This window comes from Fimbriimonadaceae bacterium, assembly GCA_023957775.1.
In the GTDB taxonomy this organism is placed as follows: domain Bacteria; phylum Armatimonadota; class Fimbriimonadia; order Fimbriimonadales; family Fimbriimonadaceae; genus JAMLGR01.
Genome location: JAMLGR010000014.1, coordinates 67,194 through 90,282, shown reverse-complemented (window position 1 = coordinate 90,282; position 23,089 = coordinate 67,194). Strand labels below are relative to the sequence as shown.

Here is a 23,089-nt window from a genome sequence, read left to right as displayed (position 1 = left end):
TAGCCGTATGGCCCTCAAGACCCAGCCGCGCGTCTTCGGCGTCGAAACCGAGTTCGGCTGTCTGGTGGCGGATGAGTCCTTGGGCGGCGCCGATGCGATCGTGGACGTGGTCAAGGACTTCCTCTTCCACGAGCTGCGCTTGGGCGCGATCGACCTCCACGCGCGCGACGACGTGTTCGAACCCGCACGGAACGGGGGATTCCTGCTCAATGGAGGGAGGCTGTACGTCGATGCCGTCGGTTCGCACCTCGAATACGCGACCGCCGAGTGCCGCTCGCTCAAAGACCTGATCGCAAACGACCGCGCCGGACAGCGCCTCATCGTCCGCGCGGTGCGGGAGATGGGCCTCCGGGACGACGTGCAGTTCTACAACAACAGCGTGGACCACTTCGGTGGCCACACGTTCGGCTGTCACGAGAACTACCTCGTCCGATCCGACGACGACTTCCTCAGCGCCGCCGTATCCTTGTTGGTTCCGTTCCTGGTCACGCGCCAAATCTACGCCGGGGTAGGCCGGGTGGGCGGTCACCTCCTGACCGCCGGAGGTTCGGGCCCGAGCTACAGCGAGATGATGGAGCACCCGGTGGACTACATCTGGGTGAGCCACGTCTACAACGTCGAGGAGGACGACTCGGTGGCGTTCCAGCTCAGCCAGCGTGCGGACCACATCGTCAAAGCCATCGCCAGTCGCGTGCGGTTCAACCGGGCCCTCATCAACCCCAAGTGGGAGCACTTCTACTCGCACGACGGGCTCACGCGCCTCCATCTCCTCTTCGGCGAATCCAACCAGCACGAGTTCGCGTACGCGCTGAAGGTCGGCGCCACTGCGCTGGTCATCCGCCTGCTGGAGGACAACCAGGTCCCGGACGACGTGTTGCTCGCCAACCCCCTCGGCGCGTTGCGCGAGGTGAGTCGGGACCCCTCCTTCACGTGGAAGGTGACGCTGGCGGACGGCTCGAGCGAACGCGCGACGCAGCTTCAGCGGCGGTATCTGGATCTCGCCGAACGCTACCGGGGGGATGACGAGCAGACCGACTGGGTGCTTGATGCTTGGCGCGGCACCCTCGACGGCCTCGAGAACGATCCGTTCCAGCTTGCCGATCGGCTCGATTGGGTGGCGAAATGGCAGATGGTCGAGCAGTACCGCAAGGAGTACGACCTCGAGCCCGGAGACGACGCCCTGCACTCCGTCGATCTCGAGTACCACAACATCGACCCGGAGCGAAGTCTCTTTCACGCGCTGCAGGAGATGGGCCAGTCCAAGCGGCTCGTGTCCGAGGCCGATGTCGCGGTCGCGATGACCGAACCGCCGCAAGACACGAGGGCGAAGGGGCGCGCCCAGCGCGTTCGCGAGGTTTTGGACCGCAAGGGCCCCACGTTCTACATGTTCGATTGGAACGGGGTGGCGCTGGGTCGGGACGAGTTCGTCGAAATGACCGATCCCCTCAAGACCTACGCGGCCACGGATTAGCGAAGGACGGGATTCCCCGTAAAGTTACGGTCGGGTCGTGCCGACAATCGTTGACAAGGGTTCCTATCGGAGCGTCAACTTCCATGAATCAATACCGCAAGCTGGGCGACCTCTTGGTGGAGCAGGGGCTCATCACCAACCTACAGCTTTCCGTTGCGCTCTCCGCGCAGCAAAGCACGAACCGCAGGTTGGGAGAGATCCTGATCGAACGCGGTTATGCCACCGAGGAGCAGATCTCGGCGTGCCTCGCCGAACAGTACGGCTACCCGCATTGGCAACCCGAGGTTCAGCGCCCCGAGCCCGCGGCGCTCGACCAGATCAGCTCCAACATCGCGCTCTCCTACTGCGTGTTGCCCTTGAGAATCGTCGACGACGCGTTCGAGTGCGCCCTGGCCGACCCGATCGACGTCATCACGACCGATCTTCTCTCGCAGCTCGTGCGCAGAAGGCTGATCCTGTACATCGCGCCCCAGGGACGCCTCACCAAGGCCATCCGCTCCGCCTACCGCCTCGAGGAAGGTCCGGTGGTGGAACCGATGGGCGAGGCGGCCTTTGTTCCCGAGCGTTTCATCAACCCCAAGCCCCGGCGTCGCCTGGGGATCGCCACGCTCATGGACGCCTACGATCGAGAACTCGACCGCAAAGTGACGCTGCAGTGCGTCTCGGCGGGAAGCGTCGAAGAGTGGGAGCAGTTCCAGCTCGTTCGAGCGTGCGCCCGAACCCAAAACAAGAGTATTTGCACGGTTTACGATTGGTTGGAGGCCAACGACCACCGCTGGTCGGTCCTCGAGCCGATGGAGGGTGAGACCCTCGAGCAGGTGCTCCGTACGCGCGGCGCCCGCACCATTGCCCAAGCCGCAGAGATCGTGGCCCAGATCGCCGACGGCGTCGAAGCGTTGAACCAGAACGGCGGGCGGTGCGGATTGGTCTGCCCGTCGAACATCTTCATCCGCTGGAACGGCCCGATGCTGGCACCTATCGCGAACCCGCCCGCCAACTACGGTTGTCCCGAGGTCTTTTCGGAAAGCAACAGCCCCGCCAGCGCGGATGTGTTCGCCCTCGGCACGCTTCTCTGGGAGTGCGCAACCGGCGAGAACCCGCACGCGACCGGCGAGAACGGCGTGTGGTGGGGCGACGCGAACAAGGCCGTGGCGAACATGCCGGATGCGTTCCGCAAGGTCGTCGCCGGGTGTTTGGAGAGCGATCCCACGAAGCGCTTCTCTTCGCCGTTCCACCTGGCCAACACGCTGCGATCCTACAACTGGGCCGCTCTCTCCCACGCGGACGAGGCCAAGCGGTTCGACAAGCCCGGCGACCGCGACCACCTCTTGGAGCTTCTCGAGGGTGGCGAAGCGGACCGGCCGAGCCTCTGGCGACGGCTGTTCAGCCGCAAGAGGGCCGCGTAGATGCGGACCTTCGCGGTCACCAGTGGCAAAGGCGGAGTCGGCAAAACCAATCTCTCCGCAAACCTCGCCATCGCCTTGGCTCAGCGTGGGCTTCGCACGCTGGTCTTCGACGCGGACCTGGGTCTGGCGAACCTCGACGTGGTGCTCGGGACGAAGGCACCCCACACGCTTCAGCACGTGATCGCCGGGGAGAAGCGTCTCCTCGAGATCGCGACGCCTGGCCCCGGAGGCATCCAGTTCGTCGCTGGAGGCTCCGGCGTGCAGGCGCTGGTCAACCTCGAGGCCGGTCGGCTCGATGCGTTCCTCGGACAGCTCAGCGAGTTGGAAGAGTGCATGGACGTCCTGATCTTCGACACGGGCGCCGGCATCGACAACAACACGATGACGTTCCTGCAAGCCGCGGACGACGTGCTCCTCATCAGCACGCCCGATCCGGCCAGCATCACCGACGCGTACGCCACGGCCAAGACGCTGTACGCGCGCAAGCCCAACGCCAAGGTCCACGTCGTGATGAACATGGTCTCCGGCGAACCACAGGCGCGCGCGGTGTACGCGAAGCTGTTCTCGATCACCCAGCAGTTTCTTGAGAAGTCGCTGATCTACGCGGGCATGGTGCGCCACGATCCGCACGCCGTCGCGTGCATCCGCAAGCGCCAGCCCTTCCTGCTCGCGCAGCCGAACCTGCCCGCATCGCAAGATGTGGCCCGGCTCGCCGCGAGCCTCTTGGGACAGCAGCACACTCCCGCCACCGAGTCGCTCGTGGACCGGCTCCGCCAGGTGTTCTCGATCGGCGTCAAGCGTCCGGCGTAGTTGGTCCTTCGTCCTTCGTCCTTCGTCCTTGGGCCTTGGGCCTTGGGCTTTGGGCTTTGGGCCTTGGGCTTTGGGTGGGGAGTCTGGACCCCCTCGCCCCTCTGGGGGAGAGGGGGCAGGGGGTGAGGGGCTTCCGGCCGCTAGCGAAGCGCTTTCAGCCGCGCGGCTTCCTTCTCCGCACGCCGGGCGTCGGCCTCCAAACCGGCGCTCCGGTAGCAGCGCGCGGCATTGCCCATCAGGGGGAAACCGGTGTACGGGACCCACCGCTCGGCCTCTTGTCTTGGCAAGAAGCCTACGGATGGACACCTTGAAATCCATCGCGGGTTCGGACGTGGGGGTCACGCCCGTCCAGCGGGCGTGGCACCTCCCATGCACTCCATGCACCTCGCATGGTCATTCGCGGACTTCGTCGATCTCGCGCACGAAGCCGCTGGCCAACGATCGGGCCTTGGAAAGGAACTTGTCGAATTCGGCGCGCATCCGCTCGAACTGCTCGTCGAGCTCCTTCTGGCGCTCTCGACCGTCCGCTTCGATCTTGCTGACCCGCTCTTCGGCGGTCCGGACCATCGATTCGGCTTCTTGCCTCGCGTTGGCGCGCATCTCTTCGGCCGTCTTCTGGGCCGCCCTGAGGATCTCGCGGGAGGCGGACTCCTCCTGTTGAAGCCCTTCGACGCGCTCCTTCAGCTCGTCGCGCTCCTTGACCGAGCCGTCGAGCTCCATGCGCAAGCGCTCCACCTCGGCGACCATCTGCCCGAGAGCCGTTTCGGCGGCGGATCGTTTGGATTCGGCCTCCTCGGCGCGCGGTCGCCGTTTGGGCTTCCAGCTTCGCTTCTTCCAAAGATTGACGCAGCGCCGCGAGTTGGCCCAGAAGGTGCTGGGTCTCGGTCTTCACCTGCGCGAAATGCGTCTCGACCTCGTCGCGGTCGTAGCCGCGGAACGAGGTTGAAAACATCTTCCCGGTCGGTCTCTTTTCGGTGCTCTCTTCGGCCATTGGAACTGCCTGCCGCCTCGAAGTGTGGGACTGCAAGGGTTGTGCCATCCGCACCATTTTCCACCATTTGGCCGTGTCGGCCCGGGCCCAAGGGACGGGTATCCTGAGCGTCCGAGCCCGACTCCCAAGGGCACGGTCAACTATGGATGCCTTTCTCCAGTGTGCCCGGTGCAAGAAGGTGCTCTTTTCGGCGGAGTTCGATCAGAACCTCCGCGTCTGCCCCCACTGCTCGCACCACCACCGGCTCAGCGCCGCCCAACGCATCGCGTGCACCTTCGACGAGGGGTCGTTCGAAGAGGCGGATCGGGATCTGCGGTCGATCAACACCCTGCAGTTCCCGGAGTACCAGGACAAGCTGGATGCCACCGAGTCCAAGACCGGGGCGTTCGACAGCGTCGTGAGCGGCACGGCCCTTCTCGAGGGCGTCCGCGTGAGCACGGCCGTGGCGGATTTCGCGTTCATGGGCGGCTCGATGGGATCGGTGGCCGGCGAGAAGATCACGCGGACGCTGGAGCGCGCCACCGAGGGATCCATGCCCGCCATCATCTTCTGCGCCTCGGGCGGCGCCCGCATGCAGGAGGGGCTTCTCTCGCTGATGCAGATGGCCAAAACCACCGCCGCCGCTCAGCGGTGCTCCTCGAGCGGGGCCCCGTACATCGCCGTCTTCACCGACCCGACCATGGCGGGCGTGCTCGCCAGCTACGCGAGCGTGGCCGACGTGATCCTCGCCGAACCCAAGGCCCTGATCGGTTTTGCCGGAGCCCGGGTGAGCAAACAGGCCCAGGTCTCCAAGGTTCCCGACGATTTCCAGACGGCCGAGTATCTGCTCGCCCACGGAATGATCGACCGGATTGTGCCGCGCAAGGAGATGCGGGGCACCCTCGCCTCGCTGGTCCAGATGTTGGGAGGTGTCCGTGGCCGCTAAGAGCTGGAAGGAGTGGGAGAAGCCTCTGATCGACCTTGAGGAGGGCATCGCCAAGCTCAAAGAGCTGGCGGGCACGGAGCGCGAAGAGTCCAAGCGCAAAGACCTCGCCGACCGCATCAAGGAATTCGAAGCGCGCCGCGACAACTACATCGCGGTGATGTACAGCCGCCTCGGCCCTTGGGAAAAGGTGCTGGTCGCCCGGGCCGAGAAGCGCCCGTACACCCTCGACTACATCCACACGATCTTCACGAACTTCATCGAACTGGACGGCGACCGGTGCTTCGGCGCCGACCACGCGATCGTGGGCGGTCCAGCGATGCTGGACGGGCGTCCCTGTATGGTCGTTGGACACCAGAAGGGGCGCAACATCCAGGAGCGGCAGTTCCGGAACTTCGGCATGGCCAAGCCCGAGGGGTACCGCAAGGCGATCCGGCTCTTCCAGATGGCGGATCGGTTCCGCCTTCCCATCGTCACGTTTGTGGACACGCCCGCGGCGGACCCCGGCGTGGAGAGCGAGTCCCGCGGCATCTCCGAGGCGATCGCCGCCTCGATGGTCGCCATGTTCCAGGTGGGGGTTCCCACGGTTTCGGTGGTCATCGGCGAAGGGGGCAGCGGCGGAGCGATCGGCATCGCTACCTCCAACAGGGTCCTGATGCAGGAGCACGCGATCTACAGCGTCATCCCGCCCGAGGGGTGCGCCGCCATCCTCTGGCGGCTACCGGAGAAGGGTCCGCAAGCCGCGGCCGCGCTCAAGCTCACCGCCCAGTCTGCCCTGGAGATGGGTCTGATCGACGAGATCCTCCCCGAACCGCGCGGCGGGGCGCATCGTGACCTGCCCGAGTCCTCGACGATCGTCAAGGAGGGCATCGTGCGGCACCTCGCGGAACTGGAGACCCTGGACGCCGACGCCCTTCGCAACCACCGCTACGACAAGTTCCGCGCGATGGGCATCTACCGCGCCGAGGACGGGGTCACCCCCACCCTCTTCCGGTAGTTGTTCGGGGGTCGCGGATTCCCAAAACGGGTGTGAAGGCCTTGACGCGAACAAAGCGGGTGCCACGCCCGCCCGACGGGCGTGAGTTCAATCTCCAGGCCGAACGGCTCAGCACGCCCGTCCAGCGGGCGTGGCACTCAGAGTGGGCTTGGCACCCTGGGGATCGGACGCACGCCCACGGTCAGCGGTTGCGCCAGAGGTGGAGCGCGGCGGCCGAAGCCAATCCCAGGCCGGCGCCTCCCAACACATCCGTGGGATAGTGGACTCCCACGTAGATGCGGCTCAATCCCACCAGACACGCCCATCCCAGCGCCACCCACCCGACCCAGGGCCGGGAGCCTCGGGTCATGAATAGGAGCGTAAACGCGATCGCGAACGAGGTGGTCGTGTGCCCGCTTGGGAAACTGGTGTTGCCGAACACCGACTCGAGCGGGTGCGCGAAGTCGAAGTTGCTCGGGCGCATGCGGTCGGCCCAGCGCATGATGGCCAGGCGCACGGCACCGGACAGCAGGAACGCGCCCAAGCAAGCCCCCGCATACGGCCGGGCGCGGCGCCAAAACAGGAGCGCGAGCAACACTGGGATCTGCACCGATCCAAGGCCCGAGTCGGTCACCAGGCGCATCACCGGGTCCAACCAGTCCTGGCGCCACCCTTCGTGGATCGCGCGAAACCAGGACTGATCCAGTTGCCACAGCGTCATGACTCGGAACCGCAAAAATCAGAATGGGTGCCGAGGAACGATCCCCGGCACCCTACTCGACGACGAGACCGGCGATCAACTACTGCCGAGCCCGGTGCTCGCGAATGAAGGTGGGAATGTCGATCTCGCTCTCGTCGTAGAGATCCGACACATCGCCGGAGCCTTCGCGAGATCGGACGGCGGCACGGTCCACGACGACCCGCTCGGCGTCGGCCTTCGGCGCGTCTGACTCGGCAGGCTTCTCCGTCCCGGGCGCTTCCACGCCGCGGCTGGTGATGCGCTGCCACGGCGCGCGCGTGTCGGCGGCGGCGACGACCGGTTTCGGCGCCGCGGGTTCGGCGTCGGGCGCGCTGAACGTGGCCTCGGCGACCTTGCGGCCCTCGGGGGTGTAGGGGTTGAATCCCGTGGCGAGCACGCTGATGCGGACCGCCCCTTCCATCTCCTTGTCGATGACGGTGCCGAAGAAGATGTTCGCCTCCTCGTCGTCGCACAGGTCGTGGATGTAGCTCATCGCCTCGGTCGCTTCCGCGAGCGTCAGGTCGTCGCCGCTGGTGATGTTGACCAGCAAGCCCTTGGCCCCGTGGATCGTCTGCTCGAGGAGCGGGCTGCTCGTGGCCGATTGCGCGGCCTGCAGCGCGCGCTGGTCGCCCACGCCGTAGCCGATTCCCATCAGCGCGGGACCCGCGTTCGACATCACGGCGCGCACGTCCGCGAAGTCCACGTTGATCTGGCCGGGGATCGTGATGATGTCGCTGATGCCCTGCACGCCCTGGCGCAGGATGTCGTCGGCGACTCGGAACGCCTCCATCAGCGTGGTCTTGCGCTCGACCACCGAAAGGAGCTTGTCGTTGGGAATCGTGATGATCGTGTCGACGCGGCCCATCAAGGACGTCACGCCCTGCTCTGCAAGGCGGGCGCGTCGGGGTCCCTCGAACGAGAACGGACGCGTGACGACCGCGACGGCCAGTGCGCCGATTTCGCGAGCCATATCGGCGATCACCGGAGCGGCGCCCGTGCCGGTGCCGCCACCCATGCCGGCGGTGATGAAGACCATGTCGGCGCCCTCGACCACCTTGCGGATCTCGTTCTTGCTCTCTTCGGCGGCGCTCTTCCCGATCTCCGGGTTGCCTCCGGCACCCAGCCCGCGGGTCAGGTTCTGCCCGATCTGCACCTTCTTGTCGGCGCCCGACCGATCGAGAACCTGCACGTCCGTGTTCATCGCCACGAACTCGATTCCCTGGATCCCGCTCTCGATCATCCGGTTGACGGCGTTCGAGCCGCCACCGCCGACTCCGATCACTTTGATAACTGCGTTTTGTTGGCTCACGATCTGTTCACTAGTCCTTGTTATGGTTTATGCGCGGCCGCTTAGCAGCGACCAAAACGTCCGAATACGATCTTTCCAATCGTCCGTCCCCCCGACGGGAGAAAACTCGTCGTCGAAGTTCTGGAGAGCGAAACGGACCAGTCCGGCCGCAGAGGCCATTCCAGGCTCGTCGCTCCCCGCAAAATCAAATCCCGCGTCTTTCGGCCGGCCGATCCGCACGGGTCCCTGGTTCAGCGTCTCCTCGAAGAGGCGATCGATTCCAGGAAGGAGACTTCCGCCACCGGTCAGGACCACGCCGCCCGGCAGGACACCCAGCGTTCCGCTCTTCTCGATCTGCTGGCGCACCATCGTGGCGATCTCCCGAACCCGACTTTGAATGATCTCGCAGAGTACCCTCCGGGCGAGCGGGCGAGTGTGCGCTTGGCCAAGCTGCAGAACCGGCACGGTTTCCGTTTCCGGAATCCCTTCGAGCTGCACGCTGCCGAACTCCGTCTTGAGGCGCTCCGCCTCGTCCGGCGAGGTCTTGAGCAGCTTGCTGAGGTCGGAGGTCACCAGTTGGGAGCCGACGGGCAACGAGACGCTGGCCGTGAGGGCACCCTTGTCGAACACGGCGATGTCGGTGGTTCCCGCTCCCAGGTCGATCACGGCGCACCCATGGTCGAGCGCCTCCGGACTGAGCACCCCCAGCCCCGAGGCCAGCGACTGGAGGACCATCTGTTCAACCTTCAGCCCGCACTGCGTCACGGCGCGCTCGATGTTCTGGATGTGGCTGGTCTGGCCCGTCACCAAGAACGTGGTGACCTCGAGGCGGCCGCCGCTCATCCCGATCGGCTTCTGGATCCCGTTCTGGCCATCCACGGAAAACGTCTGGGGCATCGCCTGGATCTGCTCCTCGTCCGGCGGAAGCGAGACTTGGCGGCTGTGCTTGATCACCTGCAGCACGTCTTCTCGCGTGATCTGACGGGACTTGGGGTAGAGCGGCACGTAACCCCTGGCCGTCGCCCCATGGACAAGCGGACTCCCGACGCCCACGAACGCGTGCTCGCCTTCGCCAGACCCGCCGTCGTGCGCCTGTTTGAGGGCTTCGCGGACACTTCGCGTCGCCTCGTCGAGATCCACCACCGCTCCGCGGCGGAGCCCCTTCGAAGGCTCGACGCCCGACCCGACGACGCGCACCTTGCCACGCTCGGACATCTCGGCGACAAGACAAACGGTCTTGGCAGATCCCAAATCGACGACGGTCACGCGCGTGCTATTCATGGATGGTTCAAGCCCTACCCTTGGCTCTGACTCTGTTTCTGGATTCGGGCCCTTTCTCGGGAATCCTGCCACTTCGTCAGCGCGTATCGGCGAATCAGGCTGAGGTTGGTGTAGATGCGACTCCCCAAGACGAGCGCCGCGGCGAGGAACAAGTTTATTCCAATCTGGTCGCCAAGCCAAGAGATAAAGAACGCGATCAGCACATTCGAGATGAATCCCGTGATGAACACGTCGTTGTGGAACTTGCCCTCCAACCCGCTGCGGATCCCGCCGCACACCGTGTCCAAACCGGCCAGGCACGCGACAGCGATGTACTGGGCGCCCACACCGCCGATCGGTTGGACGAACTGCGACGCCACGGCGGCCGCGACCAGCAACACCACAATGAGAATGAGCGTCACTGCGTGTCCTTCGGAACGGTCGAGTACTTGCGGGTCGTCGCGCCCTGGTACGCCGGCAGGCGCATGTTCTTGATGGCCTCGAGCTGCACCATCGCCGGGTCGGCAGATCGGATTTCTGCCAAAACGCCGAGCGGAAGGTTCAGCCCGCCCATGAGGGTCGGACCATCCCCGATGGCCCGAATCGTGACCGGCGAGGAGATCGGAACGCCGTCCACGTGGATCACCGGACCGACGCAACGGAAGCTCGAAGAGTACGCGACACGCCGGTTGTTGACGCTGATCGCCTCGGCTCCCGAAGCCCAGAGCTCGTTCACGACGCGAAGCACGTCGACATCGTGGATGATCTGGTCCCCGCCCCCGAGCCCCTGCTGAACGGCCTTCTCGCTATCCTTCAGCGTCACCACGATTCCAGGTCCCTCGACCTCCGTGAGACCCGCAAAGATCTTGGCTTCCTGCAAACTCTCGTTGAGCACTTCCGCCTGCTTGGTCTGGCTCCCGATCGCGTTCTCGAGCTTGGTCTTCTCGTCCCGAAGCTTGGCGATCTCCTCCTCCAGCTTCTTGCCCTCTTCTTCGGCATCCGCGTACGTCGCGCGAACCCGGCTCTGCTGGTCCGATGGCAGCAGGCCGATCCGGGTGCCCAGATTGCCCGGCGTGAGCCACGCCATCTTGATCATCAGCAGGAGGATCAGCGAGAACAAACCCACGGGGAGCATCCAGGCGTTACCGGTCATTCTCGTGGCGAAGGGGTTCATGGTTTTTTCTGGTTTGAAGGCGGCGTGAGCACAGATTTTCCGGGCGCGGTTACGTTCACTCCAAACCCATCCTCAAGCAGGTTGGGGTGCGTTTGAAGAATGCGGTGCACCTCGTCGAACTTCTCGTCCAACTGTTCCGACGAGCCAAAAACGATCTGCGCTCCCGAACCCATATTTAAGCACAGGCGCCCTGTGGAATCAACGTCCAAAACCGCCTTTTGTACAGGTCCGAACTCTGCGGCCCGCCGACAGAGTTCCGCGACCCTGCGCGGCTCCCACAGCCCGGCCAGCGCGGCGTTGGGCTCCAGGGCGACCTCCGGCAGGCGAACCTTGGGCAACCCGGCCGAAACGTAGCGTCCGGCGAACAGCACACCATCGGTCGACAGCAACATGCCGGGATGCCCCTCCAGTTCGGCCACCGCGCGCCGGTACGTCACGCGAAGCGTCGCCCGGCCAAAGGGATTGCGCTCGAGAGACGCCTTGGCCACGTCCCCTTCGGCGAGCACGGCCGTCTCGATTGCGGGCCGGTCGACGCGCGCGCAGGGCACCTCGCGAAGGGCGTCCAGGATCGTCTCGAGCCGCTGGCGGTCGTACTCCCGCGCTCCCACGACCCGCACCTTGCGCACCGCGGTCACCGAGCTGAACACCACCCCGAAACCCGTGTTGACGAGCAGGAGTAGCCACAGCACGGGGACCAGACGGAATCGCGACCTCCGCCTACGTCTTCGCGCCATGTCTCGCCACCGCGTCCTCAACGATCCACTCGACCAGCTCTTCGAAGGACATGCCCACGGCCCGCGCGCTGTTGGGCAACAGAGACGTTCCCGTCAAGCCCGGCAGCGTGTTCACCTCGAGGACGACCAACCCATCCTTCCCGACCATCATGTCCGTCCGCGTCGCCCCCTCGCACCCCATCACGCGGTGAGCCTGGAGAGCCAGCGCCTCGGCTTCCCGCAGAACATCCTCGGGCAAGCGCGCCGGCACGATCTCCTCGGTTTGCCCCGGAACGTACTTGGCGGCGAAGTCGTACCGGCCGCCGACCGGGGCGATCTCCACGGGTGGGAGCGCCCGATCGCCCAGGACCGGCACCGAAATCTCCATGCCGCGAACCCACTCCTCCACGATCACCGCCTCGTCGTACCGGAAGGCGCGGGCGATGGCTGGGGGAAGTCCCTCGGGTTCGTCCACGAAGCTCAGCCCGACCGTCGACCCTTGGGCGTTGGGCTTCACGATCGCCGGCGTCCCGATCGGACAGGGTTCCCCGGGCGCCCGCAGCAGCACCCCCTTGGGAACGCGAATCCCCGCCGCGCTCAAGATCTCCTTGGTTCGCTGCTTGTCCATCGCCAGCGCGCTCGCCTGGATGCCCGAGCCCGTGTACGGAAGGTGGAGCAGTTCGAAGAAGCCCTGGATGGCGCCGTCCTCGGCGTGCGTGCCGTGCACCGCGAGGAAGACCACGTCCGGGCGGTCCGGTCCGATGAACGGAGCCACCGTTCCCTTGCCGAGCAGGAGCTCCGTCACGTCCCACGCGGTGGTCGCGTACCCCTTGGCCCGGAGCGCTTCGACGACGGCTCGACCCGAATGGAGCGACACTTCCCGCTCGCAACTGTCACCGCCGCTCACCACGGCCACCCGAAGGGGAGCCTTGCGGTCGAGCTCGGCGAGCAGCGTCGGCGGAAACTCGGCGATGTTCCCCGCACCCATGCCGACGATCACGTCGCCCGGCGTCGCCAGGCGCGCGACGTGGCGCGGCAGCAGTTGGCGCACCGGAACGTAATCCACGGGCGCCTCGACGAGTTCGGCGATCCGCGCGGAACTCACCCCGGCCATCGGCGGCTCGCGGGCCGGGTAGATGTCCGTCAACACCACGTGGTCGGCGGCCGAGAGCGCGGCGGCAAACTCGGGAATCAGCTCCGCGGTACGGCTGTAAAGGTGGGGTTGGTAAACGACCACGAGTCGACGTCCCGGATAGCGGTCCCGCAAGGCGGCAAGGCTGGCTTGGATCTCCGCCGGATGGTGCGCGTAGTCGTCCACCACGACGATCGGACCTTCGCGTACGACCTGCAGCCGCCGCTCGGCGCCTCGAAACGCCCTCAGCCCCTTCTCAGCCTCTTCGCCCTTCAGGCCAAGCGCGCCCAGCAACGCGCGAACGCCGCTGGCGTTCAGCGCGTTGTGCCTGCCGGGCAGCGACAGCTCCGATGCCTCCCCGCGGTACCGAACGACGGGTACGCCCTCGGCTTCCAGCAAGCGACCGACCTCCGCCGCTCCGGGGTCCTCCTCGCACACGACGACCACGCCCTCCTTCGGAACGCGGCGGCAGAACCGCAGGATGCTCTCGCGCAGGCGCTCGTACGTTTCGTGGAAATCCACGTGATCCAACTCGAGGTTGGTGAGGATCACGGCAAACGGGTCGAGATCGTGCAGGCTGTCGTACGCCTCGCACGCCTCGACGGCCGCAAACTCGCCGGCCCCGGCAACCACCGCTCCTCCGAACTCGGGCACCGAAGCTCCGACAACGACGAGGGGGTCCAGATCCGCAGCCTTGAGCGCAGCTCCCAAGAGCCCCGTCGTCGTGGTCTTGCCATGGGTGCCGGTCACGGCCAGCACCTTCCGACCCCGGAGCAGCCAGCCCAGCAACTGCGAACGGCGAAAGAGCGGACACCCTGCGGCACGCGCCGCGGCCACTTCCGGGCTGTCCTCGAGCGCGATGGCATCCGAAAGAACGACGACCATGCCAGGCTCCACGCCCTCGCGCGCGTGGCCGATGCGCACGCGCACCCCCCGCGCCTCCAGTTCGGCGGTGACCGGCGAGGCCGTCGAATCCGAGCCCGCGACTGGAAAACCGCGCTCGAGCAGCAGCCGCGCAAGGCCCGACATGCCTGCCCCTCCAATCCCCACCAGGTAGAAGGAGCGAGCGTGGTCCAGCGCCTCTCTGTCCGCGAACGCTTCCCGGATCTCCGCCTGCTTCCTCATCGACTTTGCACCGCTTCTCTTAACAACTCCAGAACGCGGTCGGCCGCTTCCGGCACGTCCCACTCGCGCAAGGCGGTCTTAGCGACGCCTCGCAAGGCCCGATCTTCGATCCACGCCGCAATCGCCTGCCCCAATCGAACGGCCGACGCCTCCGTTTGGGGCACGACGGTCGCCGCACCCATCCCTGCGAACTCATTGGCATTATGAAGCTGGTGGTTCGCGAAAGCGAGCGGAAAGGGGATCAACACCGAGGGCAAGCCGAACGCCGCCAACTCCGCAAGCGTGCCCGCCCCCGCCCGCGCCAGGACGACGTCCGCGCGCCGGTAGGCCAGCGCCATCTCCTCAGCCTCCAGAAATGCGACGGCGCGATACCCCTCGCCCAAGTCCCGGGTCCGTTCGGCGACCTCGTCGATCATCGTGCGGCCGGCGACGTGCGTCCACTCGACCTCGGGGCCGATCCATCCCCGGGCGCAATCCGCCACCGCGGCGTTGATCGCGCCCGCCCCTTGCGAACCGCCCACGGCCAGTACGCGCATCGGCCCCTCTTCGCGGCCGTTCGCTGGCAGCGCCGCCCGGCGGATCGTCTCGCGAACGGGCAGCCCGGTCCTCACGACGCGGGACCCCGGGAACTCCCTCTCGGCGGCGTGAAACGTCGTGGCGACAGCGTACGCGCGCTTCGCGGCCAGTCGGTTCGTGCGCCCCGGAACGCTGTTCTGCTCGTGGATGACATGGGGCAGCCCCAGCGCGCGCGCCGCAGCCACGATCGGCGCCGCCGAGTAACCGCCCGTCGAGAAGACGACGTCGGGCGCCCCCGCGCGCAAAGCGGCCTTCGCCTTGCCCACCGCGCGCAGCAGCCGGGCGGACGCGCGCCAGCCGCGGAACGTGCGCAGGCTCACCAGCGGCTCGGCCGGGAACCCGAGAAAGGGCACGTCCTCGCGCAAACAGGCAGCACCCTCCTGGCCGCGAAGAGAGCCGAAGTAGCGGACGTCCCAACCCTCGGCGCGCGCGGAGCGGGCGACCTCAAGCGCGGGATAGACGTGTCCGCCTGTTCCGCCACCGGTGACGACCAGCCGCAACCTTCCCCTCCTTCGCGACCTGGGGCGCGAGCATCGATTGGCAGATTCCTACGGCAAGCCAGAGGGCGACGAGACTCGATCCACCCGAACTCACGAAGGGCAGCGGAATCCCGATGGCCGGCAACATCCCGTTCGCCATCATGATGTTCACGCACGACTGGATACCGATCCACGAGGCGACACCCACCAAAACCAGGGATCCAAAGGGAGTGGCGGCTCGCGGCGCGAGCACAAGGAGGCGCATCACGAACGCCCCGATCAGCGCGATCACCGCCAGCGCCCCCGCCAACCCAAACTCCTCGAAGACCGTCGCGGTCACAAAGTCGGTCGTCGCCGCTGGCAGCACGTGCTTCGCCCGCCCGGCCCCGATTCCGACCCCCACCAGCCCACCGGTCGCCATCGCCATCTCCGACTGCACGGTCTGGTACGCCGTGTCGTCGAGATTCTTGGCGGACCAACGGTCCCGGTGCACCAGGATGCGGTCGATCCGATACGGCTGCTGCGCGACCAGCACACCCACACCCACCACCGCGAGCAGGCCCCCGACCAGCAGCGTCTTTCGGCTCGCCCCTCCCGCGACGAACATCGCAAAAGCCGTCGCCGCCACGACCGCTGCGGTGCCGAGATCCGGTTCGGTTTCTATGAGCACCACGGCCAGGAGGACCCAGATCGCAGGAAGCATGCGCATCGTCTTGGGGACCACCACGCTGTCGAAGTACTGGGCGCGCGTCTTGAAACGCGGGGTTTTGGCCGGCCATCGGGGCCGTCCGGCGAACACGCCCGCCAGGTAGACGATGGCGGCGAGCTTCGCAAACTCGGCCGGCTGCACCTCGAAGGGCCCGATCCCGATCCAGCGGTGGGCCCCATTGCGCTCGATCCCGATCCCCGGCATCATCGGCGCGACCAGGGCGACGAGCGTCGCGACCCACAGCAGCTTCGAGAACGTGCGCCACGTGTCCGACCCGATGCGCGATGCCAAAGCTCCGGCAAGAAGGGCGACGGGGACGAACATGAGCTGGGTGCGGAACTCGCGCGGGATCGCTCCGTTTCCAAGCAGAAGCGACCGCGCGTACCCCGCGTCGAAGATGAAGACGAGCCCGACGCCCGTGGCGATCGCCGCCAACACGAACAACGGTCCGTCGTAGATTCGAACTTTCCCGATCATCGCTCCAGCCACTCCTTGGCCAACCGAACAAACACTTCGCCTCGCTCGCGGAAGTCCGCGAACTGGTCCGTACTGGCGCACCCGGGCGCCAACATCACCACCTCTCCGCTCCGAGCCGCGCCGGCCGCCGCGCCAAACGCCTCGGCCATCGTCCGGAACTCCAACGCGTCGTCCCCGATCGTCTCGCGGATGGCCGGCGCGCCCTTTCCAAAGAGATAGAGACGAACACGGCCCCCCGCAAGGAGCGCGGCAAGCGGGCGGAAGTCCAATCCCTTCGTCTCTCCGCCGACCAGGAGATGCTGCCGAACGTCTCCCAAGGCGCGGCTCGACGCGACCACAGCCGCCGGATTGGTGCACATCGAGTTGTTGACGAACTGGACGCCCTCGCGCTCGCCCACCGCTTGAAGCCGATGCCCCAGGCCCTGAAAGGCGCTGAGTCCCTTCGCAAAACCCGCGCACGCCCCCTCGCCGGCGATCGACCGGCCCAATAGAAGGGCGACCTGGGCGTTGGCCAGGTTGTGCGGTTCGCGGAACGGCAGTGACTCCAGGGGCACGTGCCACGACTCCGCGACCAGCCAGCCGTCCTCGACCTTCGCGTCGGCTGCAGGATTGCCGAACGTGTGCACGGGCGGCCCGCTGGGCGGGGGAACCAACGGGTCTCCGTACGGGACGACCGCGTGATCCTCCGGGCCCTGTGCCTCGAAGATGCGCAGCTTGGTCTGGGCGTACTCCTCGAATCCGTTGTAACGATTGAGGTGGTCGGGCGTGATGTTGGTGATCGCCGCCGCACGCGGCCGGAAACCGCGCACCCACTCGAGCTGGAAACTGCTGACTTCGGCCACCAAAACCGCGTCCGGGGAAGCGTCGAGCGCCGCTTCCGCAAGCGGCACCTCGGGATACCCGGACCCGTAGATGTTCCCACAGAGCACGGCGTCGAATCCCGCGCCCTTCAGCCCGAGCCACGTCATGACGGTGGTCGTGCTCTTGCCGTTCGTGCCCGTGATCGCCACGATCGGCGCCTTGGCGACGCGAAAGGCCAACTCGATCTCGCCGATCACCTCGATCCCCGCCGCGACGGCCCCCAAGAGAGTCGGACTCCGGCGATCGACACCGGGCGACGTGACCAACACCGTCGCCCCGAGATCCGGTGCCGTGCCCTTCCAATCGATTCGCCACTCGACGCCCAGCGCATCGAGGGCGTCCGCCGCCGTTCGGTTCGCCGCCGTCAGCGCAGGCGCGTGGTCCACGACCAACGGTTCCAAACCCAACGCGAGGAGCGCGCGCGCCGATGCGACCCCGGAGCGCCCCAATCCCAGCACGAGAGCCCGGCTCATGGACACAACCTCGCCGAAATCGCCACTCCCGCCACCGCCACGACGAGCTGCACCAGAACAAACGCGAACACCACGCGCGTTTCGGGCCACCCGCGCTTTTCGAACGCGTGGTGGATCGGCGTCATGAGGAACAGGCGTCGGCCTGTGAGCTTGACCGAAAGGACCTGTAACGGAACCGGCACCAACTCCGCGATCATCACGAACGAGAGGAGCGCCACGCCGGGAACGGCCCACCCCTCCCATTCGAAGGCGCCGTGGGGAAGCAAGAGGCCGCAGACCGCGATCCCGAAGGCGGCCCCGATCGGCAGCGAGCCGACATCGCCCATGAACACCTTCGCAGGGGGTGCGTTGAGGAACAAGAACGGCACGAGACAACCGGCTAGAGCCCCGCACAACGCAACCCATCCCGATGCGCCCGCCAAGGCCGCGATCGCACCAAGCCCGAGCGCCAAGACGACCCCGAGCGAGCCGGATAGTCCATCGAGGCCGTCCGAGAAGTTGTACGCGTTGCAGAAGAAGAGGACGACCAGCACCGCGAGCGCCGCGTTGGCCGCGCTCCACTCCCATCCCAAGACCGGCAGCGCCAGCAGGGCCAGCAGGGCCTGGGCGCCAAACTTCTGCTTCCAACCAAGGCCCCGCTTGCCCGGCATGAGGCGCGGGACGACAAAATCGTCGGCAAAACCGACGAGCGCGAAGCCGAGCACCCACAATCCGACCCAAGAGGGAGTGGGTCCCTCTCCCACGACCAGCAACGACAACACGAGCGCCAACACGCAGAGGATGCCGCCCATCGTCGGCGTTCCCTGCTTGACCTGGTGCGTCTCCGGCGCGAACTCGCTCACCGTCTGCTTCGATTTGAGGGCCGTCAGCATGCGGAGCACCGGCACCGCCAGCACCGCTCCCGCGGCGCAGGCCAGAAGGAACCCATTGCCAAACGTGGCGATCGACTCCTTCACGCGTGGCCCCCTGCGGCCGCGACCGCCTTCTCCAACTCGAGCGCGCGGCTGCCCTTTACCAAGACCAGATCGCCGGGAAGCAGCGCCTGCAGGAACTCGGCCACGTCGTCCAGCGACTCGGCGAAGACCGCGGACCCGCCGGCATCGAGGAACGCCTCCATGGCCCATCGCGCTCCCTCGCCGACGAACACCGCCGAAGCCACGCCGCCATCGGCCAACCAGACACCCAGTTCGCGGTGCGCCGCCTCCGAACCCTCGCCCAACTCCTTCATCTCCCCGATCACGGCGAGACGCCGTCCTTCGCACGGCAAGTCGGCCAAGGTCGAGATCGCCGCCCGCATCCCTGCGGGATTCGCGTTGTACGCGTCCACCATCAACGTGGCGCCGCCCAGCATCACGGGTTCCATTCGCATGCCGGGCAACTTGGCTTGAGCCAGCGATTCGGCGGCCTCCCACACCTTGACTCCCGCCACGTTCGCAGCCAGAAGCGCGGCGGCGGCGTTGAGGGCCTGGTGCCGCCCCACGGTGGGAAGTTCGCACGCGAAGGGGGTGCCGTCCAACACGCCGTGCATCGCGCAGCGAGTGGTGCCGAGCGCTTCGTAGCCGGTGACCCGGCACGTGGCCCCCTCCCCCGTACCAAAGGTGACCACGTCTCCCGATGCCTTGCCGCGCAGGACCTCAAGGAACTCGTCCTCGTGCCAAAGCACGGCGGTGCCGTGCTCGGAAAGGGACTCCACCAGCTCTCCTTTGGCGTCCGCGATCGCCGCACGCGATCCCAACTGCTCCAGGTGGGCCGTGCCGATGTTTGTGATCACACCGATGGTCGGCCGGCTGAAGGCGCACAGGTGGCGAATTTGCCCCGGACCGCGCATGGCCATCTCGATGACCGCGGCTCGGTGGGTTGGAAGCAGCTCGGCCCACACGAGCGGCGCCGTGAGCTGGGTGTTCCGGTTCCCCTCGGTCCGCAGCACGGGCCCAAGGGGAGCCAGCGCGGCGGCGAGAAACTCCTTTGTCGTGGTCTTGCCCGCGCTTCCCGTCACGCCCACCACCGGCCCGTGGAACTGGCTTCGGAAGTGCGCGCCGAGGGCCGCAAGCGCTTCCTCCACGTCGTCGACCAAGATGTGGGGGCCCTCCACCGCCCGCTCCACGAGCGCGCCCGCGGCTCCGGCCGCGAAAGCGGAGGCGGCGAAGTCGTGTCCGTCCACACGCTCGCCGCGAACCGCGATGAACAAGCAGCCGGGGCGGGCTTCCCGGCTGTCCAGCGCGAACGAGTAAAAGGCCACCCCGCGCTCGAAGCCCACGGCCCGACCATGGACGATCGTCGCAAACCGCTCGGCCCCGATCGGATTCACGAGCCGACCCCCAGGGCCTCGCGCGCCAGCTTCCGATCGTCCATCGGGTGCTTGGTCCGACCCAAGATCTGGTAGTCCTCGTGGCCCTTTCCAGCGATGACCACGACATCGCCGGCACGGGCCATCCCGACGGCGCGCGCGATCGCCTCGGGGCGATCCACGATCTCGAGCGATTCCGCACCTGGGACGAGGCCCGCGCGCACGTCGGCGAGGATCTGTTGCGGGTCCTCGGTCCGCGGATTGTCGCTCGTGAGCACGCTCACGTCGGCCCGTTCGCTCACCGCGCGCGCCATCAGCGGTCGCTTTTTGCGGTCGCGATCGCCCCCGCACCCGAACACGGCGATGAGCCGCCCCTCCGTCAACCGGCGAGCGGAGTCGAGGAGCTTCTCCAGGGCGTCGGGCGTGTGCGCGTAGTCCACGATCACGCCGACCCCTCGATCGTTCGGAATCGACTCGAACCGGCCGGGAACCGGAGTCGCCTGCGCCAGGCCGTGGACGCACTCCTCCAGGGTGTAGCCGAGGGCCGCCAGCGTCGCGGCGGCGGCCAGGCAGTTTGAGAGGTTGAAGTGGCCGGCGAGCCGCGTTTGCAGCATCGCGGTCTGGCCCCGGTAATCCAGCCCCAGCGACAGGCCGTCGACCCGGACTTCGAGCCCCGCGCCTCGGAGATCTCCCGAGGCAAAGCCGTACGAGACGCACGAATCGAGGGACGAAGCCCACCGCGCTCCCACCGGATCGTCCGTGTTGATCGCCGCGCGAAACGGCTTGGTCGTCTGCGTCGGCAGGTCGAAGAAGAGCCGGCGCTTGGACGCCGCGTACGCCTCCATCGAGCCGTGGTAGTCGAGGTGGTCCTGCGTGAGGTTCGTGAACGTCGCAACGTCGAACTCCAAACCGTCGGCGCGCCGCTCCTCCAGGGCGTGGCTGCTGACCTCCATGGCGAGGGTGTCTGCCCCCCCGCGGACCACCTCGAGGATCAGGTCGTTCAACTCCACCGAAAAGGGGGTCGTGTTCTCGAGCGTTCGGGCCCCCGCCGGCGTGGTCAAGCCCAAGGTGCCCAGATAGGCGCACGAGCGGCCGAGCGCGTTGAGCGCGTCTCGGACGATCCACGCGGTGGTCGTCTTCCCGTTGGTGCCGGTGACCCCCACCAGCCGGAGGCCGCGGGTCGGCGAGCCGTGGAACGCGCGCACGATCCTCCACAACGCGTCTTGGAACGAACCTGCCGGCACCCACGCGGCTGCCATACCGGCCGCGACAGCGGCTTGAAAGCCCGCCTCGGTGTGGGCCAAGGCCGCAACAGCGCCCTTCATCTGCGCCGGGGCCAGGAACTGGTGGCTGTCCGTGTTGGCGCTGGGCATGCAGACGAACAATGCGCCTGAACCTGCAACCCGCGAATCGGCCACCAGCGATTCGATCGTCGCGTCGCCCGAGATCGCCGCCGGTTTGACCCCGGCGCAGCGAAACAACTGGGCGAACGCGATCATCGAAGCGGCGGGCCTTCCAGAGTTGGATCTTGCTTGGGCGGGCTCGGCGGGATCGCGTATCGGCGGATCACCGCTCGTGCCAAATCGTCGAAGACCGGCCCGGCAACCGTCGCGCCGTAGTAGCTTCCCCCCTTCGGGTGGTCCACCATCACCAAGATAACGGCCCGCGGCGCGGGAGCGGGCACGAACCCCACAAAGTTGGACACGTAGCCGCCGCGGCCCTGGCCCTGGCGCTCGGCGGTGCCGGTTTTCCCGCCGAGCCGATAGCCGGGAATCCGAAGGCCCTTGCCCGTTCCCTGATCCGACTGGATCACGGTCTCCATGTACTCCAGCATCCGCTCGGCGGTGGCGGGTTTGAAGAGCTGCCCAGCGTCCACCGGCGGCTCCTCGTTTTTGCCGATCTTCCTCACGAGGCGCGGCTTCATCCGAACGCCCCCGTTTGCCAAGGCTCCAAAGGCGCTGGCCAGCGCCACGGGTGTCACAGTGACGGACTGGCCGAATCCAAAGTGGGCCAACTGCAAGCCGGTCGCGTACTCGTCGCGCACGAAGTCGCCGGGAACCTCTCCCGGGACGCCCAAACCCGGTTTGTCGAGCAACCCGCACTGGCGCATGAATTCGATGAACGTGTCCCGCCCGATCGCCTGGGCCCAAGTCGCCGCGCACACGTTGCAGCTCTTGGCGATCGCGTCGACCGGCCGCAGCGGGCCGTGCGCGCGCGACCCATGGTGGATGTCGCAGTGGACACTCATCTTGCCCCACACAACCTTCTCGCCGGTGCAGTTGATGACGCTGTTGGGAGTGACGACGCCGAGGTCGAGCGCTTTGGCCAGCGTCAACACCTTGAAGGTGGAACCTGGTTCCAGGCGGCCCATGTAGTTCGGGTTGTAATCGGTCCCTTCCGGAACCTGGGTTGCTCCCTCGGGTTCGTCGGGGTTGAACGTCGGCCAGTTCGCCATGGCGAGCAGGTCGCCATTCCGGGGGTCGTAGACGATGGCCACACCTTGGTCCGCGTGGTTGGTCTCCACCGCCCTCTTGATCGAGGCGGCGGCTTCCTGTTGAAGCACGCTGTCCAGCGTCGTCACCACCGGCAGCCCGTCTTCCTTGGCCTTGCTTCGCGGATCGATGCGCATCGGGAGGAACGCGCCGGTGCGATCGACCATCCCGATCGTCCGCCCGTCGGTTCCCCGAAGGGCCTCGTCGAAGCCGCGCTCGAGCCCGCCTTCGGCTGTCCGTCCGCGGGTCCGGCCCACAACGCCTGAAGCGGCTTCGGAAAGGGGGTACGCGCGCTCGCCCGTGTAATCGAGGGAGACTCCGTCGGCCCGCCAGCGCGTCTTCACGGCCTGCACGGCTTTCGCCTGGGCCGCGCTCATCCGCTGCTTCCACGCGCGACGTTTCAAACCCGATGCGGCCACTTGGGAGAACTCGCTTGCGGGGATGCCGCTCGCGGCCGCCAAATCGACAAAGAACGCGTCGCTCTGCGGCACGCTTGAGAAGGAGAGGCTGAGTTCGTACCGGTCGTCGTCCACCGCGAGGGGCTTTCCGTCCGATGTGAGCAGGGCTCCCCGCCTGGCCGGTTCCGGCCGCTCGAGGACGAACCGCTTGGTCGCCGCCGCCCGGTCGAGAATCTCGCCGCGCTCAAAAAGCTGGACCCGCGCTTGGCTCAGCGCGGTCAGGACGAAGAGGCCGCCCATCGACAGCTTCACCCAATGAAATCGCCTTCC

At 66.8% G+C, this 23,089-nt stretch carries 22 protein-coding genes; 6 read left to right on the top strand and 16 right to left on the bottom strand.

Annotated elements, in window-relative coordinates; translation table 11 throughout:
• The first annotated feature begins 7 nt into the window (after positions 1–7).
• The 3 genes from M9921_12265 to M9921_12255 all read left to right on the top strand — a co-directional run bounded on the left by M9921_12265 (position 8) and on the right by M9921_12255 (position 3,687).
• Positions 8–1,471, top strand: coding sequence for a proteasome accessory factor PafA2 family protein (locus tag M9921_12265; protein MCO5297621.1), 1,464 nt, complete (start codon positions 8–10; stop codon positions 1,469–1,471).
• Between the two features lie 83 nt (positions 1,472–1,554).
• Positions 1,555–2,877 (top strand): hypothetical protein, encoded by a 1,323-nt coding sequence (locus tag M9921_12260; GenBank protein ID MCO5297620.1) that lies wholly within the window; start codon positions 1,555–1,557, stop codon positions 2,875–2,877.
• Positions 2,878–3,687: a MinD/ParA family protein gene (locus M9921_12255; GenBank protein ID MCO5297619.1), complete on the top strand. Its 810-nt coding sequence runs from the start codon at positions 2,878–2,880 to the stop codon at positions 3,685–3,687.
• A 140-nt stretch (positions 3,688–3,827) separates the two neighbouring features.
• On the opposite strand, the gene M9921_12250 is transcribed toward M9921_12255, so the two are convergent.
• Positions 3,828–3,974 carry a hypothetical protein gene (locus M9921_12250; GenBank protein ID MCO5297618.1) on the bottom strand — a complete coding sequence of 49 codons (147 nt, stop codon included), beginning with the start codon at positions 3,972–3,974 and terminating at the stop codon, positions 3,828–3,830.
• A gap of 106 nt (positions 3,975–4,080) precedes the next feature.
• Positions 4,081–4,407, bottom strand: a complete 327-nt coding sequence (locus M9921_12245; protein MCO5297617.1) for a DivIVA domain-containing protein — start codon at positions 4,405–4,407, stop codon at positions 4,081–4,083.
• Between M9921_12245 and M9921_12240 the strand changes: the two genes are divergently transcribed.
• The 3 genes from M9921_12240 to M9921_12230 all read left to right on the top strand — a co-directional run bounded on the left by M9921_12240 (position 4,406) and on the right by M9921_12230 (position 6,597).
• Positions 4,406–4,633 (top strand): hypothetical protein, encoded by a 228-nt coding sequence (locus M9921_12240; protein MCO5297616.1) that lies wholly within the window; start codon positions 4,406–4,408, stop codon positions 4,631–4,633. The genes M9921_12245 and M9921_12240 overlap by 2 nt on opposite strands.
• Before the next feature lie 187 nt (positions 4,634–4,820).
• Positions 4,821–5,603, top strand: coding sequence for an acetyl-CoA carboxylase, carboxyltransferase subunit beta (gene accD, locus M9921_12235; protein ID MCO5297615.1), 783 nt, complete (start codon positions 4,821–4,823; stop codon positions 5,601–5,603).
• Positions 5,593–6,597, top strand: coding sequence for an acetyl-CoA carboxylase carboxyltransferase subunit alpha (locus tag M9921_12230; protein MCO5297614.1), 1,005 nt, complete (start codon positions 5,593–5,595; stop codon positions 6,595–6,597). Before accD ends, M9921_12230 begins: the two co-directional genes overlap by 11 nt.
• A 181-nt stretch (positions 6,598–6,778) precedes the next feature.
• On the opposite strand, the gene M9921_12225 is transcribed toward M9921_12230, so the two are convergent.
• The 14 genes from M9921_12225 to M9921_12160 form a co-directional block, all read right to left on the bottom strand.
• Positions 6,779–7,297, bottom strand: a complete 519-nt coding sequence (locus tag M9921_12225) for a phosphatase PAP2 family protein (protein ID MCO5297613.1) — start codon at positions 7,295–7,297, stop codon at positions 6,779–6,781.
• A 79-nt stretch (positions 7,298–7,376) separates the two neighbouring features.
• Positions 7,377–8,624, bottom strand: coding sequence for a cell division protein FtsZ (gene ftsZ / locus M9921_12220; GenBank protein MCO5297612.1), 1,248 nt, complete (start codon positions 8,622–8,624; stop codon positions 7,377–7,379).
• A gap of 27 nt (positions 8,625–8,651) precedes the next feature.
• The gene (ftsA, locus tag M9921_12215; GenBank protein ID MCO5297611.1) at positions 8,652–9,884 is read right to left on the bottom strand and encodes a cell division protein FtsA; all 1,233 of its coding nucleotides are present in this window, start codon (positions 9,882–9,884) and stop codon (positions 8,652–8,654) included.
• A 14-nt stretch (positions 9,885–9,898) separates the two neighbouring features.
• The gene (locus M9921_12210; protein ID MCO5297610.1) at positions 9,899–10,285 is read right to left on the bottom strand and encodes a small basic family protein; all 387 of its coding nucleotides are present in this window, start codon (positions 10,283–10,285) and stop codon (positions 9,899–9,901) included.
• A complete protein-coding gene (locus tag M9921_12205) occupies positions 10,282–11,037 on the bottom strand; it encodes a DUF881 domain-containing protein (protein ID MCO5297609.1) in 756 nt (251 codons plus the stop codon). Before M9921_12205 ends, M9921_12210 begins: the two co-directional genes overlap by 4 nt.
• Entirely contained in the window at positions 11,034–11,726 is a 693-nt protein-coding gene (locus tag M9921_12200) for a hypothetical protein (protein MCO5297608.1), read from the bottom strand. Before M9921_12200 ends, M9921_12205 begins: the two co-directional genes overlap by 4 nt.
• Before the next feature lie 28 nt (positions 11,727–11,754).
• The gene (locus M9921_12195; protein MCO5297607.1) at positions 11,755–14,007 is read right to left on the bottom strand and encodes a D-alanine--D-alanine ligase; all 2,253 of its coding nucleotides are present in this window, start codon (positions 14,005–14,007) and stop codon (positions 11,755–11,757) included.
• A complete protein-coding gene (gene murG, locus M9921_12190) occupies positions 14,004–15,083 on the bottom strand; it encodes an undecaprenyldiphospho-muramoylpentapeptide beta-N-acetylglucosaminyltransferase (protein ID MCO5297606.1) in 1,080 nt (359 codons plus the stop codon). The genes M9921_12195 and murG overlap by 4 nt, the downstream gene beginning before the upstream one ends.
• Positions 15,028–16,248, bottom strand: a complete 1,221-nt coding sequence (locus M9921_12185) for an FtsW/RodA/SpoVE family cell cycle protein (GenBank protein ID MCO5297605.1) — start codon at positions 16,246–16,248, stop codon at positions 15,028–15,030. The genes murG and M9921_12185 overlap by 56 nt, the downstream gene beginning before the upstream one ends.
• Complete coding sequence (gene murD, locus M9921_12180; GenBank protein MCO5297604.1) at positions 16,245–17,582, bottom strand: UDP-N-acetylmuramoyl-L-alanine--D-glutamate ligase; 1,338 nt, start codon at positions 17,580–17,582, stop codon at positions 16,245–16,247. The genes M9921_12185 and murD overlap by 4 nt, the downstream gene beginning before the upstream one ends.
• The gene (locus M9921_12175; protein ID MCO5297603.1) at positions 17,579–18,538 is read right to left on the bottom strand and encodes a hypothetical protein; all 960 of its coding nucleotides are present in this window, start codon (positions 18,536–18,538) and stop codon (positions 17,579–17,581) included. The genes murD and M9921_12175 overlap by 4 nt, the downstream gene beginning before the upstream one ends.
• A complete protein-coding gene (gene murF, locus M9921_12170) occupies positions 18,535–19,890 on the bottom strand; it encodes a UDP-N-acetylmuramoyl-tripeptide--D-alanyl-D-alanine ligase (protein ID MCO5297602.1) in 1,356 nt (451 codons plus the stop codon). The genes M9921_12175 and murF overlap by 4 nt, the downstream gene beginning before the upstream one ends.
• A complete protein-coding gene (locus M9921_12165) occupies positions 19,887–21,368 on the bottom strand; it encodes a UDP-N-acetylmuramoyl-L-alanyl-D-glutamate--2,6-diaminopimelate ligase (protein ID MCO5297601.1) in 1,482 nt (493 codons plus the stop codon). The genes murF and M9921_12165 overlap by 4 nt, the downstream gene beginning before the upstream one ends.
• Positions 21,365–23,071 carry a penicillin-binding protein 2 gene (locus M9921_12160; GenBank protein MCO5297600.1) on the bottom strand — a complete coding sequence of 569 codons (1,707 nt, stop codon included), beginning with the start codon at positions 23,069–23,071 and terminating at the stop codon, positions 21,365–21,367. Before M9921_12160 ends, M9921_12165 begins: the two co-directional genes overlap by 4 nt.
• Positions 23,072–23,089: the final 18 nt, after the last annotated feature.

Bases quoted from the DNA above. Each gene is read 5' to 3' on its own strand.
- M9921_12240 (MCO5297616.1), top strand. From the start codon at position 4,406: ATGCGCAAGCGCTCCACCTCGGCGACCATCTGCCCGAGAGCCGTTTCG.
- M9921_12205 (MCO5297609.1), bottom strand. From the start codon at position 11,037: ATGAACCCCTTCGCCACGAGAATGACCGGTAACGCCTGGATGCTCCCC.
- M9921_12185 (MCO5297605.1), bottom strand. From the start codon at position 16,248: ATGATCGGGAAAGTTCGAATCTACGACGGACCGTTGTTCGTGTTGGCG.
- M9921_12225 (MCO5297613.1), bottom strand. From the start codon at position 7,297: ATGACGCTGTGGCAACTGGATCAGTCCTGGTTTCGCGCGATCCACGAA.
- M9921_12255 (MCO5297619.1), top strand. From the start codon at position 2,878: ATGCGGACCTTCGCGGTCACCAGTGGCAAAGGCGGAGTCGGCAAAACC.
- murD (MCO5297604.1), bottom strand. From the start codon at position 17,582: ATGAGCCGGGCTCTCGTGCTGGGATTGGGGCGCTCCGGGGTCGCATCG.
- M9921_12260 (MCO5297620.1), top strand. From the start codon at position 1,555: ATGAATCAATACCGCAAGCTGGGCGACCTCTTGGTGGAGCAGGGGCTC.
- M9921_12265 (MCO5297621.1), top strand. From the start codon at position 8: ATGGCCCTCAAGACCCAGCCGCGCGTCTTCGGCGTCGAAACCGAGTTC.
- accD (MCO5297615.1), top strand. From the start codon at position 4,821: ATGGATGCCTTTCTCCAGTGTGCCCGGTGCAAGAAGGTGCTCTTTTCG.
- ftsA (MCO5297611.1), bottom strand. From the start codon at position 9,884: ATGAATAGCACGCGCGTGACCGTCGTCGATTTGGGATCTGCCAAGACC.
- M9921_12245 (MCO5297617.1), bottom strand. From the start codon at position 4,407: ATGGAGCTCGACGGCTCGGTCAAGGAGCGCGACGAGCTGAAGGAGCGC.
- M9921_12195 (MCO5297607.1), bottom strand. From the start codon at position 14,007: ATGAGGAAGCAGGCGGAGATCCGGGAAGCGTTCGCGGACAGAGAGGCG.
- M9921_12165 (MCO5297601.1), bottom strand. From the start codon at position 21,368: ATGATCGCGTTCGCCCAGTTGTTTCGCTGCGCCGGGGTCAAACCGGCG.